At 55.7% G+C, this 14,142-nt stretch carries 12 protein-coding genes; 2 read left to right on the top strand and 10 right to left on the bottom strand.

Translation table 11 applies throughout. The features are described from left to right. Window position 1: 1 nt before the first annotated feature. Window positions 2–2,353, top strand: coding sequence for a hypothetical protein (locus BLX24_RS18840; protein ID WP_071504745.1), 2,352 nt, complete (start codon window positions 2–4; stop codon window positions 2,351–2,353). A gap of 109 nt (window positions 2,354–2,462) precedes the next feature. On the opposite strand, the gene BLX24_RS18835 is transcribed toward BLX24_RS18840, so the two are convergent. The 9 genes from BLX24_RS18835 to BLX24_RS18795 all read right to left on the bottom strand — a co-directional run bounded on the left by BLX24_RS18835 (window position 2,463) and on the right by BLX24_RS18795 (window position 12,317). Further along, window positions 2,463–3,281 carry a ThuA domain-containing protein gene (locus BLX24_RS18835; protein WP_071504744.1) on the bottom strand — a complete coding sequence of 273 codons (819 nt, stop codon included), beginning with the start codon at window positions 3,279–3,281 and terminating at the stop codon, window positions 2,463–2,465. Window positions 3,282–3,349: 68 nt separating this feature from the next. Continuing rightward, complete coding sequence (locus tag BLX24_RS18830) at window positions 3,350–4,495, bottom strand: cysteine desulfurase family protein (protein WP_071504743.1); 1,146 nt, start codon at window positions 4,493–4,495, stop codon at window positions 3,350–3,352. 81 nt (window positions 4,496–4,576) lie between these two features. After that, window positions 4,577–5,434, bottom strand: a complete 858-nt coding sequence (locus BLX24_RS18825) for an FAD binding domain-containing protein (RefSeq protein ID WP_071504742.1) — start codon at window positions 5,432–5,434, stop codon at window positions 4,577–4,579. Window positions 5,435–5,560: 126 nt separating this feature from the next. Continuing rightward, entirely contained in the window at window positions 5,561–7,924 is a 2,364-nt protein-coding gene (locus BLX24_RS18820; protein ID WP_071504741.1) for a xanthine dehydrogenase family protein molybdopterin-binding subunit, read from the bottom strand. Window positions 7,925–7,991: 67 nt separating this feature from the next. After that, window positions 7,992–8,468, bottom strand: coding sequence for a (2Fe-2S)-binding protein (locus tag BLX24_RS18815; protein WP_071504740.1), 477 nt, complete (start codon window positions 8,466–8,468; stop codon window positions 7,992–7,994). A 78-nt stretch (window positions 8,469–8,546) separates the two neighbouring features. After that, window positions 8,547–8,996, bottom strand: a complete 450-nt coding sequence (locus BLX24_RS18810; protein WP_071504739.1) for an SRPBCC family protein — start codon at window positions 8,994–8,996, stop codon at window positions 8,547–8,549. 138 nt (window positions 8,997–9,134) lie between these two features. Beyond that, a complete protein-coding gene (locus BLX24_RS18805; protein ID WP_071504738.1) occupies window positions 9,135–10,247 on the bottom strand; it encodes an XdhC family protein in 1,113 nt (370 codons plus the stop codon). A 73-nt stretch (window positions 10,248–10,320) separates the two neighbouring features. Continuing rightward, window positions 10,321–11,457: a vWA domain-containing protein gene (locus tag BLX24_RS18800; RefSeq protein ID WP_071504737.1), complete on the bottom strand. Its 1,137-nt coding sequence runs from the start codon at window positions 11,455–11,457 to the stop codon at window positions 10,321–10,323. Continuing rightward, window positions 11,454–12,317, bottom strand: a complete 864-nt coding sequence (locus BLX24_RS18795; RefSeq protein ID WP_229201845.1) for an AAA family ATPase — start codon at window positions 12,315–12,317, stop codon at window positions 11,454–11,456. Before BLX24_RS18795 ends, BLX24_RS18800 begins: the two co-directional genes overlap by 4 nt. Before the next feature lie 396 nt (window positions 12,318–12,713). On the opposite strand from BLX24_RS18795, the gene BLX24_RS18790 reads away from it, so the two are divergent. Continuing rightward, complete coding sequence (locus BLX24_RS18790) at window positions 12,714–13,460, top strand: nuclear transport factor 2 family protein (protein ID WP_071504736.1); 747 nt, start codon at window positions 12,714–12,716, stop codon at window positions 13,458–13,460. A gap of 55 nt (window positions 13,461–13,515) precedes the next feature. Here the strand turns inward: BLX24_RS18790 and BLX24_RS18785 are convergent, their stop codons facing one another. Next, window positions 13,516–14,139, bottom strand: coding sequence for a DUF2306 domain-containing protein (locus BLX24_RS18785; protein ID WP_071504735.1), 624 nt, complete (start codon window positions 14,137–14,139; stop codon window positions 13,516–13,518). Window positions 14,140–14,142: the final 3 nt, after the last annotated feature.

Here is a 14,142-nt window from a genome sequence, read left to right as displayed (position 1 = left end):
CATGAGATATTTATTCGTTATTCTGTCTACCGTTATTGGGTTACGGGCGTCGGCGCAACAGGACGGGCTGACCTCGATCAAGCAGCAGTTTGACCAGTATAACCGGCAACACATTCAGGAGAAACTGTTTGTCCACGTTGACCGGCCGGTTTACATGGTAGGAGAAACCATGTGGTTTAAACTGTATTATGTCGACGGTACGTTTCACCGGCCGTTTGACCTCAGCAAGGTCGCTTATTTTGAAGTTCTCGACGGTGAGCAACGCTCTGTGCTTCAGGCTAAAGTCGGGCTTACGTCGGGCAAAGGTGATGGCGCGCTGTTTCTGCCGGCCTCCCTGGCTTCAGGAAATTACGTGGTAAGGGCCTATACCAACTGGATGAAAAATGCCGGAGCCGGGTATTTCTTTGAAAAGCCGGTAACCATCATCAACCCGTTCCGTAAACTTGGTCTGCCTGTGCTGGCTAAAAACGCCGGATACGATGTCCAGCTGTTTCCGGAAGGCGGCAATCTGGTGCAGGGACTGCCCTCGCGGGTGGGGTTCCGGGTGACTGATGCATCCGGTCGGGGCATCGCGTTTCAGGGGGCTGTTGTAAACGGGTCAGATACCGTTGCCCGTTTTCAGCCCGATCGGTTTGGCATCGGCAGTTTCGGCTTTACACCGGCAGCGGGTAGCAGCTACCGGGTTGTGGTGAAAGATGCGCAGGGCCGGACAAGCAGCCATGCCTTTCCCGCCGTGTATCCGCAGGGATATGCGATGCAGGTAGAGGAAACGGGCTCCGGTCAGCTGACCGTGCGGGTCAGAACCAACGCGGCTGATGCTTCTGTGGTGTATCTGCTGGGCCATACGCGCCAGCAGGCCAAACTGGCTGAAATGCGTCCGATTCAGCAGGAGGCAACGTTTGTGATCAGTAAGGAGGCATTAGGTGAAGGGGTTTCGCACCTGACCATTTTTGATGCTGCGCGGAAACCGGTCTGCGAACGTCTGTATTTCCGTCGTCCGTCAACGGCACTCGCTATCCAGACCAAAACCGATAAGGAGCAGTATGCGGCCCGGACCAAAGTAGCTCTGAGTCTGGGAACGCCACAGGCCGCCGACTTATCGGTAGCCGTTTACCGTGTCGACTCCATTCCTGCCCTGTCGTCGGCCGATATGCAGGCCTACCTCGCGATGGTGTCGGACCTGCACGGAGCCGTTGAAGAACCATCGTATTACCTGCAACCCGAAAGCCCGGCTGTTAATAAAGCCGTTGATAACCTGATGCTGACACACGGTTGGCGGCGGTTTAAGTGGGAGGAGGTCTTGTCCGGCAAACAGACCGGTGCCTATTTACCGGAAATCCACGGACTGATTGTGGAAGGTAAACTAACCGACCCGCGCACAAACAAACCGGTCGCCGGCCACGGCGCTTTCCTGTCGACGCCGGGTAAGCCAATCCGGCTGTTTACGTCACGCAGCGATTCAACGGGCCGGTTAGTATTTGAAACAAAGGACTTTTACGGGCCGCGTACCATCATGGCACAACCGGCCGAAGCGGCAGACAGCCTGCTGAAAGTAACCATCGACAGTCCGTTTCCTGCCTGGCCTGCCCTGACCAGACTACCGGTGGCGGCGATTGACCAGTCGCATACGGGTGCGCTGGAAAACCGGAGTGTCGCCATGCAGGTGCAGGCAACTTACTGGAATGAGCGGATGATCCGCTACCGGTTACCGCAGGTCGATAGTACGGCGTTTTACGGAAAGCCGACGGAGAGTTATTTGCTCGATGCCTATACCCGCTTTCCGGCGATGGAAGAGGTGCTGCGGGAGTATGTGCCGGGCGTAGCGCCGCGCAAGCGGCAGGGTAAGTTCCGGCTTATGGTGCTGAACCTGCCCTATAAGGAATTTTTCGAGGAACCGTCGCTGGTGATGGTCGACGGGGTGCCGGTACAGGATATGGATAAGCTGATGGCGTATAGTCCACTGAAAGTAAAGCAGCTGGATGTGGTGACCAACCGCTATTTTCTGGGGCCGAATATGTTTTCGGGCATCGTGAGCTTTATTACCTACAAGGGCGATTTATCGGGTTATCCGCTGGATGAACGCCTGCTGAAACAGGAGTATGACGGGTTGCAGATTCCGCGCGAGTTTTATGCGCCGCGATACGAAACGCAGGCGCAGCAGACAACCCGCATGCCGGATGCCCGCACACTGCTTTACTGGAATCCGTCGGTAACGGTAAACCGCGAAGGGCAGATTGATTTCTTTACCTCTGACCAGGATGGCCGCTACCTGATCGAAGTCCATGGCCTGTCTGCCAACGGCCAGGCCGGTACGCAACGGGCGTGGTTTGAGGTGAAGGGGCTGGTAAAGTAACGAAAGGTCAGGATATAATTTCCTGCCACTCCATAGGGAGGCCAGGGGCAGGAACAGTAGAGTGAATGGCTACCTCCCCGAGGGTTCAAAACCTTCGGGGAGTTTTAGTTTACCGTCTTCCCTTCCCCAGCCACAGCAAACTATCCATAATCAGCTTATTCTGCGTCGGGTTGTCGAAGGTAAACGACAACTCCTTGTTTGTTTTTCCTTCGTAATCAATGTCGTTATGGCCCATGTTGACGTAGATCATCCGGTAGTTGCGGTTGGTCCAGACAACGGGATAATAGCCACTATGCCAGATTTCGTGCTGTTTCGGGCCGGTTCCCAGCGGAAAACTGGCCGGATCGATGGCCAGCAGAATGTCGATGTCCGGATTTTGGGTCAGGTCGTTCTCCCAGCGATACCATTCATTCGGCGATGATTTGAAGGTTTGGGGCAGCTTTTTTACTGCCGGATGTTTCGGGTCTTCCACGCGGAGGATGGCAGAGGTCGGCCGCCAGGTATTGCTTTTATACTGTCCTGAGCCCAGAAACCGGTTGTGGTACCAGTCCCAGTCCTGCGCATAGGCCGACGGTGTCAGCGCGAAGGCCGCAAAGTGGAAGCCCATCCATGCCCCGCCCTTGTCCATATACTCCTGAAAGGCCTGTCGCTGAGCCGGTGCTTCCGGACGTGTATCCAGAAACAGAACGACCTGATAAGTAGCCAGAAACTGCGGGTTCAGGTTGTTCCAGTTGCTGGTGGTATCATATTGGAAATGATATTTCTCCGCCATCTGCGGAAACCAGCGGTTGGCCTCCCGCACATAGCTGACATGTGCCCGGTCATTTTTACCCGTAAAAAAGGCAATCACCCGGAATTTGGGTTTGGGAGCAGCGGCGGCGAAAAGGGACAGACCCAGCAGGAGGGCGGTCAGGGTTAATCGTGGCATTATTCGGGATTGAGTGATTTGCGATTGGGTGAACCTGTCAGCTATGTAAAACGGAACGGCTTTCCGTTCTACTGTTCCTGCCGCAGACGCGCCACTACCTCCGTCACATGCTGAATTGCGGGCGTAATATCGGCCTCCGTCGTGAAACGACCCAGGCTGAACCGAACCGAACTGTAGGCCAGATCGTCGGAAAGATGCAGGGCTTTCAGGACATACGATGGCTCTGTCGAGGCTGAGTTGCAGGCCGAACCGTTGGATACGGCAATCCGGTTGAGGCTCATCAGCAACACCTCTCCATCGACTCCCGCGAAACTGATGTTCGTCGTATTCGCCAGCCGTTGCGTCCGGCTGCCGTTCACGTGGGTATCCGGTACCTGTTGCAGAATGCCCGTTTCAAGTTGATCGCGCAAACCGGCCAGCCGCTGTGCTTCGTCGGTCATCAGGTCATCGCACAGGGCAGCGGCCTTACCCAGACCGACAATCCCCGGCACGTTCAGCGTCCCTGACCGGCGGTTGCGCTCGTGGCGGCCACCGTCCTGCTGGGCCGTAAGCGGGATATTTTTGCGGATATACAGCGCACCAACGCCTTTGGGACCGTATAGCTTGTGTCCCGACAAGCTCAGCAGATCGACCGGCAGTTTCCGCAGGTTGACGGGTAGTTTGCCGATGGCCTGGGTCGCGTCGGTATGAAAGGCGATCCCGCGTTCCTGTGCCAGTGCGGCCAGTTCCTGAATGGGCTGGATGACCCCGATCTCGTTGTTCGCCAGCATGACCGAAATGAGAATCGTTGTGGGTTTAATGGCCGCTTCGAGCTGGTCACGGCTGATCAGGCCATCACCGTCGGGGAGGAGGTAGGTGACTTCCGCACCCAGTTGTTCGAGGTGATGGCAGGTATCCAGTACGGCTTTATGTTCGGTAACGACCGTTATCAGGTGATTGCCCCGATGCTGGGCCGCTTCGTAAAAACCCTTTATTGCCAGATTGATCGACTCAGTGGCCCCGCTCGTAAAAACGATTTCTTTTGGCATGGCTCCGATTAGCTCAGCCACTTGTTCGCGGGCAGCCTCTACGGCGTCTTCGGCTTTAAGGCCATAGACATGCGTACGGGAAGCCGCATTGCCGAAATGGGTGGTAAAATAAGGCAGCATCGTGTCGAGCACCTGCGGATCGACAGGGGTCGTTGCGTTGTAATCGAGATAAACCGGATAATCCATAGCACGAAAATATAGCTCTATAACAAAATAACCGTGCAGGGAAATCCCCGCACGGTTAAACACGTCTCTAGATTAGGAAATTTACAGGCCACATGCCTCCACAAGCGCCCGTTTCGCGTATACTTTCGCCAGATGTTTCCGGTAAGCCTGAGACGCAAAATGATCTTCGTTAATGTGTATGTCGCCCTCGGCAGCAGCGTTGGCCGCCGCTTCGATGGTTTCCGGAATAGCCGGCTGACCGATGAGTGCCGCCGCTACGGCTTCGTCCAGAAAGGCAGCATCCGACACACCGGTAAAGGCAACCTTGGCATCGGTGATTGTACCACCATCGGCAACAATGGCTACCGCACAGCCGACAATGGCAAAGCGCGAGGCGGGTTGCATAAATTTCTTGTACGCCGACTGGTGCGCCGCCGACGGAGCAGGCAACGTGATGGCTGTTACAATTTCACCTTCTTCCAGGGCCGTACTGAAAAAGCCCGTAAAGAACTCCGACGCGGGTATATCGTGTGCACCGGCTGGTCCTTCGACGTTGATCGTTGCCCCGAGTGCCAGCAACACCGCCGGCCAGTCGGCCGAGGGGTCGGCGTGGGCGATGCTGCCGCCGATGGTGCCCACGTTCCGCACCTGGGTGTCGCCGATCAGTTCACCGGCTTCGGCCATGGCCGGATACAGCTCGCGGATGGTCGCATTGCTCACGATGTCGTGGTGCGTACTGGCCGCCCCGATTTTGACGCCCCCGTCCTGTTCGTGAATAAACCGCAGTTCCGAAATGCGGGCAATATCGATCAGCAGCGAAGGACTGTTGAGGCGTAATTTCATGGCCGGAATCAGGCTATGGCCCCCCGCCAGAATTTTGGCGTCCGGATTGGCGCTCAGCAGACTTAATGCCTCCGCTACCGACCCCGCCCGTTTATAGTCAACTTTTTGAGGTATCATGAGGTATTGAGTGATTTCGTGATTGAGTGATTTCGTGGTTGTGTGGCTGCTGCGTGGTGCCTGAGCGAAGAAGCAGTACCTTCACTCAATCACACAATTGCCGCGCAGCGGCCGCTCAATCACAAATTAATTCATCGCTCTCCAGACGCGTTCGGAGGTGAGGGGCATTTTGATGTCCTTGACCTTGAAACCGCCTGACCAGAGGGCGTCGATAACGGCGTTGACCGCAGCCGGCGTTGAGCCGATACAGCCGGCCTCACCAGCCCCCTTGACCCCCAGCGGGTTGTGCGGACACGGCGTTTCCTGCCGATCCAGCTCAAACATCGGGAAATCGTCGGCGCGCGGCATGGTATAGTCCATGTAGCTACCGTTGATCAGCTGCCCGGTTTCGTCGTATTCAACGCCTTCCATCAGCGCCTGCCCGATCCCCTGGGCCAGGCCGCCGTGAATCTGTCCGTCAACAATCATCGGGTTAATCACCGTGCCGACGTCGTCCACCGCAATGAAGCGTTTCACTTTTGTTTCACCGGTTTCCTTGTCTACCTCAACCACGCAGATATGGCATCCGTATGGGTACGTAAAGTTTTTCGGATCGTAGAAGCTGCTGAAATCCAGACCAGGTTCGAGGTTTTGCGGGTATACGTGCGGTACATAGGCCGTCAGCGCAATATCGCCGAAGCCCAGGCTACGGTCGGTACCGGTCACGGTAAACTTGCCGTCGGCAAACACGATATCTTCTTCCGAGCATTCGAGTTTGTGGGCGGCAATTTTAGCGCCCTTCTCAATGATTTTGTCCAGCGACTTCATGATGGCACTACCACCGACGGCCAGCGAACGGGAACCGTAGGTACCCATACCAAACGCCACCGTATCGGAGTCGCCGTGGATAATGTCAACGTCTTCCATCGGAATGCCTAACCGGTCGGCCACCACCTGTGCAAAGGTCGTTTCGTGGCCCTGTCCGTGGGAATGCGCACCCGTAAAGACACTGACTTTACCGGTTGGCTGTACCCGAACCTGACCGACTTCATAAAGACCCGCGCGGGCCCCCAGCGACCCGACCACTGCCGACGGAGCAATGCCGCAGGCTTCGATGTAGGTTGAGAAACCGACGCCCAGCAGCTTACCGGTTTGGGCGGCTTCCTGCTGTGCCTTCCGGAAATCTTCGTAGCCCAGCATTTGCAGACCGCGTTCCAGTACACCATGGTAGTTGCCCGAGTCGTATTGCAGTGCCACGTTGGTCTGATAGCCGGGTTGCTCTACCCCGTCGAACGGCGGAATAAAGTTTTTCAGCCGCAGTTCGGCCGGATCCATGTCCATTTCGTGGGCTGCCAGGTCCATCAGCCGTTCCAGCAGATAGGTGGCTTCCGGACGACCGGCACCCCGATAGGCATCGACCGCCGTAGTATGCGTAAACGCACAGGTCATGTCGAGGTGAATTTTTGGTGTCGTATACAGACCCTGCAGGAGCGTACCATGCAGATAAGTCGGTACGGCCGTCGAGAATGTCGACAGGTAGGCACCGAGGTTGGCAAAGGTCTTGATGCGCAGGCCAACAATTTTACCCGCTGCATCGAAACCCATTTCGGCATGCGTCACGTGGTCGCGGCCGTGGGCGTCGGTCTGGAAGGCCTCCGACCGGGTTTCGGTCCACTTCACCGGCCGGTTGATTTTTTTAGCCGCTACCGTCACCAGCGCCTCCTCGGTATAGTGGTAGATTTTGCTGCCGAAACCACCGCCTACATCCGGTCCGACCACCCTGACCTTATGCTCAGGCAGGCCCAGTACGAAGGCGCACATCAGCAGCCGGATCAGGTGCGGGTTCTGCGTTGAGGTATACAGGGTATATTTATCGTAAACGCTGTCGTAATGCCCGATATAGCTGCGGGGCTCCATGGCATTCGGTGACAGGCGCTGATTCACAAACTCCAGGGATGTAATGTGGTGGGCTCCGTCCATCGCCTCGTCGACTTCGGCTTTCGGGTTCCCGATTTCCCAGTCGAAACAGATGTTGTTCGGCACATCGTCGTGCACAAGGGGGGCACCGTCCTTAACGGCTTCGGCAGCGTTGACAACCGCCGGCAGTACCTCATAATCGACAATAATGGCTTCGGCGGCATCCTGTGCCTGCTCGCGGGTTTCGGCAATGACCATCGCCACGGCGTCGCCCACGTGCCGTACCTTGTCCTTGACCAGCAGCGGGTGCGGCGGTTCCTTCATGGTATCGCCGTTTTTGAAGTTCACCTGCCAGCCGCAGGGTACGCTGTAATGGCTTACTTCCTCGCCTGTAATGATGGCGACCACCCCTTCCATCGTTTCGGCCTCCGAGGTGTCGATGCGGTTGATGCGGGCGTGCGCATAGGGGCTGCGAAGCATGTAGGCATGCGTCATGCCCGGCAGCACGATATCGTCTGTATAACGGCCTTTGCCGGTTGTAAAGCGCTTATCTTCAATGCGCTTTATGGATTTGCCAATGAATTTGTTGCTCATGGTTGACTGATTGAAGGCTTGAGGGTTTGAACAAGGGCGGGAAACCGCGCCTTATTCCTCAACAGGTTTAGGCAGGTACCCCGGCGGTGCGTTCGGCGGCCAGCTGAATGGCGCGTACGATGTTGTGGTAGCCCGTGCAGCGGCAGATGTTTCCTTCGAGCCCTTCGCGGATTTCGCGCTCGGTCGGATTCGGATTCTGGCTCAGTAAATCGGCAGCGGTCATGATCATGCCCGGCGTACAAAAACCACATTGCAAACCATGCTCGTCATTAAAAGCGACCTGAAGCGGATGCAGCTCACCCCCGGGCGCAAGGCCCTCAATGGTTGTCAGGATGCTGCCATCAGCCTGCGCCGCCAGCATGCTGCACGATTTTACGGCTCTTCCATCGAGGTGGATGGTGCAGGCCCCGCAACTGCTGGTGTCGCAGCCCACGTGGGTACCCGTCAGGCCGAGGGTATCACGCAGAAAGTGGACAAGCAGGGTACGGCCCTCAACCTCTTTCGTGTAGGATTTTCCGTTAACGGTTACTGTTATTGTTGACATAACTAGCTAAGGATTAGACGTGTTAGGATTATGGATGGAGGCAAAAACAAAACAGGGCGCCTGTATCCGGTCCGGATATCAGGCGCCCTGTGCGGCAAGTTCTTTCTCAAAGTTGCTGAAAAACTGTTTGGTAAGCGTGTTGGCAACCCCGCTCATCACGCGGTTGCCGGTGCGGGCCAGCAGCCCGGACATATCGGCTTTCCCGTCGAACGAAAGCTCGGTTTCGCTGTCGGAAACCGGTTTAAGATGCATCCGGATGTCGGCCGAAACGTTGCCGATCTTGCTGTTCTGCACCACCTTCAGCGTAAAGCTCTCCGGCGCTACCGGATCGGCAACTTCGGCACGACCCTCAAATTTGCCATTGACGGGGCCGATTTTGACTTCGGCAATGGCTTTATAAACACCTTCACGTTCGAGTTCAAGGCGGGAAATGCCCGGAGTCACTTTGGCCAGTGTATCCGGATTCATAAGCATAGCCCAAATATGGGTTGCGGAGGCAGGTAATGTATGGGTTCCTGATAAATCCATCGGTACGCGTCGATTAATGATCGAAATAGTCGTCCGATAAATTTAAACGAAAAGACCAGTATTTGTAATTATTTAAGGATTAAATTTTCTTATTCTGGTTTAAAATGATAGGATCGTTCAACTTTCCGATAGAATCGTTTAGTCCCGCTCGTGAATGGTTGACGGCCGCAGGCGTAAAAAGGTACCGTCCCTGCCTGACAAATCGGCCCGGATTTCGGCAATGATGGATAATGAAATTTCTTCCGGCGACACGGCTCCTATGTCGAGACCAACCGGCGCGTGGATGCGGTCGTTCAGCGCAACCGGCCGTCCTTCGGCAGCCAGCTCCTTCAGCATTTTTTCCGTCCGGACACGCGGCCCCAGGATACCGATAAACGACGCACGGGTGGCTAATGCCTTCGGTAGGTTGTTTTTATCGGTTTTGAAATCGTGAGCCATCAGAATAATGGCCGTATGGTCGTCAATAGTCAGCTGATCAAACTCGTCAGGGGCTACAATGGCATCGGCGGCGGCAAACAGGGTTTGGGTGACTTTCTGTTTGTTGGCGACAACGGTAGCCTGCCAGCCCAGTTCTTTAATGATCCGGACCATCGGGTATACATCATATTGCTGGCCCATCAGCACCACGTGCGTCAGGGGAGGCATGCTCTCAATAAACAGTTCCAGCTCACGGCCGTCAGGCAGGTCAAACGAGGCCGGACCGGATTTTTTCTTATCGATAGACGCCCGGATGCCCGTCTGAATGGCTTCCTGAACATCGGCATTCCCGAACACCGCCAGACTGTCAGCGCCTTGATATGGCACCATGGCACCCAGTTTCAGGCCGTTTACCGTCCCTTTCAGGCGGGTGATCGTCAGCAGAATATGGGCTTGCCGGGGCTGTTCTACACAGGTCCGCAGGAGGTCAACCGCATTGGGTGCATCAGCCTGGAGGGGCGTAATCAGTACGTCGATGATGCCGTTGCAGCCCAGCCCGACGCCAATCTGGTGGGCATCGTCTTCGGTGGTGTCATAAGTGACCAGGCTCGGGGCCGATTGCGCCATGGCCAGCCGCGCCCGTTTCAGGGCATCGCCTTCCAGACAGCCGCCACTGATGCCACCAACCCAGACACCATTGTCCAGGATGAGCATCCGGGCACCGGCACGCCGGTAAGAAGACCCTTCTACCCGCACAACGGTTGCCAGCGCCGATCGGGTGGTTGCATGATCAATCGCATCGTACGCGTCAATGATGGCTTTAATCTCTTTCATACAAGCAAAAGTATACTTTATCGTGATTTTGTTCAATGAGTTGGCGCACATGGTCATCCGGCCGTGAGCAAGGTCAGACCTGCGCCAGGATACCCTCCAGCTCCAGCAGGCTGTCTAAGCTGTGGGCCGACCGGAAGGTGGTGACCGATGGCAGGGCCGCTTTCATGCCCCGCGCCAGTGGCTGATAAACCGGTGACCCTTTAAGCGGGTTCAGCCAAATGACTTTGCGTGAACGCCGGCGGATTTTTTCCAGTTCCGTAGCCAGTAATTCGGGTGGGCCGGTATCGAGGCCGTCGCTCAGAATAACCACGGTCGGAGAGCCGTTGAGGGTACGTTTGCCGAACTGCTCGTTAAACGTTTGCAGACACTCCCCGATCTTTGTCCCGCCTGACCAGTTATCGACCTGTTGCGACAGGGTAACAAGCAACTGATCAAGGTACTGATGCTGAATCGCGGGGGTTATCCGCAGCAGGGTCGTACTGAAAATAAACGCTTCGAGCTGACGGAAGTTTTCGCGCAGTGCCACGATAAACCGCAGCAGAAAAAAACTGTATTTGTCCATGGAGCCGCTGACATCCAGCAACACAATCAGCCGTTGCCGGCGCGGTCTGGGCGATTTCCGGAACAGATTGATCATATCGCCGCCCGAACCAAGCCCTTTACGGATAATCCGGCGCAGGTGCAGCGGACCGGTGCGGCGGCCTTCCTTATACCGCCGGCGGAGGCGTAAGGTCATCTGGCTGAAGAGCTTACGGGCGAGTTCTTCCAGCAGAGCCGCTTCTACATCGGTTAGTCTGGCAAAGTCCATTTTCCGGAGCCGCTCCTCCGCATTGGCTCCCGATACATGTTGCCCATCTTCCTCTTCATCGGCGCCGGGCTGGCGGTTTCTGCCCATAAAAACAACAGAGCCGGTCCCTTTTTTCGTCACCTGTGCGGGTTCGGTAACCGGCTTTTTGTCTTCAATAGGCCGCGTGACACCCAATTGCCAGAACTGTGCATAGAGCTCATCGAACCGGCGGCGCTCTTCGGGCGACTGGCAGAACAGCAGGCGTAAGGCGTGCTGAAAGTCAATCCGCTCCGCCAGCAGCCCGATCCGGGCAGCGTGCAGGGCTTCCTGCGTTTCCTGAATACCGACATTCAGGCCGTTTTGCCGGGCAAACTGCGTAAAGCCGACAATCGCTTCGGTGATGTTGGCGGCATCTGATTTCATGGATTTCCGGCTTTTACCAGATTAATATCATCAATGGATTTGAGAATACAGCCCAGCGTCTGGTCAATGGCTTCGTCGGTAAGCTGGCTGAATCCCAGAGCGAGCAATGACTCCGCCCAGTCGATGGTTTCCGACACGCCGGGCATTTTCACCAGTTTCCGTTTCCGAAGCTTCTGCACAAAACCCACTACCTGACCCAGCAGGTCGATTTCAATGTCAGGAAGGCGTTTTTTGACGATCGTCATTTCCTTGACCAGATCCGGATAGTCGATCCAGTGGTAAAGGCAACGGCGTTTGAGGGCATCGCTCAGTTCGCGGGTCCGGTTCGAGGTCAGAATCACAAAGGGTTTGTGGGTGGCCCTGATGGTGCCCAGTTCCGGAATGCTGATCTGGAAAGCGGAAAGCAATTCGAGGAGGTAGGCTTCGAATTCTTCGTCGGCCCGGTCGATTTCATCAATCAGCAATACCGGTCGTTTAGGGTGAGTAATTGACTGAAGAAGCGGGCGCTTCAGCAGGTAGTCAGGTCCGAAAATATGTGCTTCCTTTTCGGAGAGCGACAACTGTTCGCTTTCCTGAAGTTTGATCCCAAGGAGTTGTTTCTGGTAGTTCCATTCGTAAACGGCAGCGTTCACATCCAGTCCTTCGTAGCATTGCAACCGGATGAGGTCAGTATCCAGCAGATGCGCCAGGGCGAGGGCTATTTCGGTTTTCCCGACGCCGGGCGGGCCTTCAAGCAGACAGGGTTTACCGAGTCTGATAAGCAGAAATAGGGCAGTAGCCAGTTCATCGTCAGTAATATAGCCTTGTTTTTCGAGGCTCGACACAATGTCTTTGGGTGAATCAGGCAGAAACGGTTGCACGTCAGAAACAGGGTTATGAAGTGAGTGTTGATATGCAAGTTACAATTTGAGCTGATTTCCGGACATGGTCACCGGATTTACAACAGGGGAGCAGAATTTCAGAAATAGGATAATTTGAATAATGACGATCATGTCTTCTCCGGTGCCTGACACAGGGAAATCCTGAAAATACGCTTATTCTGTCGCCCGAAACGCTCAAAATCCGTATGTTTACACTGTTGATTAAGCGACTTCTCCTCACATATGCCTTTTTGGGCTAAGCCGTTCGTCGGCGCTTAGCACCGGCAGTCATCCGGCTGCCCGGCTTTTTATTGCTCAATAAATACAGATCCTCTACCGCTGATCGATGATTGGTCGGCCAAAACCCGTGTGCCGGTACAGGTACACACAACCAGTATGTCTTCTATCGAAGCCAATAAATCGCTTGTCCGGGCTTTCTACCGGCGGGCTATCGGACAGGGCGATCTCGCTTTTGCCCGCGAAATTATCGCCGACACCTACCAACATCATCCCCGTTTGGGCGCCCCCACGTGGTCGCCCAAACGGGGCCAACCGCCGCGCTCCGGCAAAGAAACACTGCTGGCCATGATTGCCGCCATGCCGCGAATGCCTGAACCGGCCGCGCCGCCCACACCACCCTTTATGCGGTTGATTGCCGAAGGCGAATGGGTGGTGACCAACATGGCCTTTCAGTGGGGCGGGCAGCAACAGGTAGTGGTTGATCTGTTCCGGATCGCTGACGGGCAACTGGCGGAGCACCGCGACGTAACGGTCCGTCCACCGGCAACCTCCCTGAACGGCCGCATGCTGATGGATGGTCCTTTGCCCGTTACCGGTGATGACGCGCTGACCCGTCGCAACAAACAACGGGTGATGGATTTTTACACCCATGTCGTTCTGACTGGCCAGAATGATGTGCTTGATCGCTATGTTGCCGTTGATCTGACCCAGCATGCTCCCGACATCGCCGATGGCAGGGCAGGGCTGGCCGATTATCTGCGCCGGTTGCCGGCAACGCCGGTTATTAAAACCGTCGTTGCGGAAGGTGATTTTGTTGTTGTCTTTGCCACAATTGACGATCGGGAACTGGTTACGGTCTATCGTCTGGCGGGAGACAGGATTGTGGAGCAGTGGCAGGTGTAATGTAAACAAGCTTCCAGGAAGTTTTTCTACTTCCTGGAAGCTAAAAGGCAATTGCTTACAATTCAAATTTCCGCCGCGCAATGAGCCATTCGGCGAAAAGCAGGTTGGGAACCCAGCACAGCCAGGCAACGGTCTGGTAGGCTGTTGCAAACGAGAGATGGAAACCGGCCATTTCGAGCGGTAACCAGAGCCGTAGGGTGATGGCGGCCGCCGTACAGGCATAACTCCGGACCATCCATCGCTTGTGGGCCAGTACGTTTTTCGCCCGAATGGTCGTGTAGGCCCGGAGCGTGGTTATAAACCAGGCAATGGCCAGTCCGGCGAATCCAATCCGGGCAATCCAGCCTTCATTGGCGTATAAGGCGGCGTACAAAGCGCAGGGAGCCGCCAGCAAAATGGCCCCGACATATACCATGCCCAGCTGCCGGTGCAGGCGGAGGTTGCGTTTCCGGAGACGGCGTAAAAACTGAAATGGTCCGGTGGTCAGGGCAAGAATGCCGCCGAAAATATGGCCGTAAAACGCAAATTGCCACGCCGGTTGTGTAAAAACAGCCGGCGTTTTGGCCGAAATAACCGGAAAATCAGTCCGGAACGAGAAATAAATGCAAGCATACAGGGCGACCCCGAAGGCCAGCAGAAACAGGAGCGAACGGCGCAGAAACGTCAACAAGTGAGCCATGGC

It is taken from the genome of Arsenicibacter rosenii, from assembly GCF_001870735.1.
Classification (GTDB): domain Bacteria; phylum Bacteroidota; class Bacteroidia; order Cytophagales; family Spirosomataceae; genus Arsenicibacter; species Arsenicibacter rosenii.
This window is presented reverse-complemented; position numbering and strand designations above follow the sequence as displayed.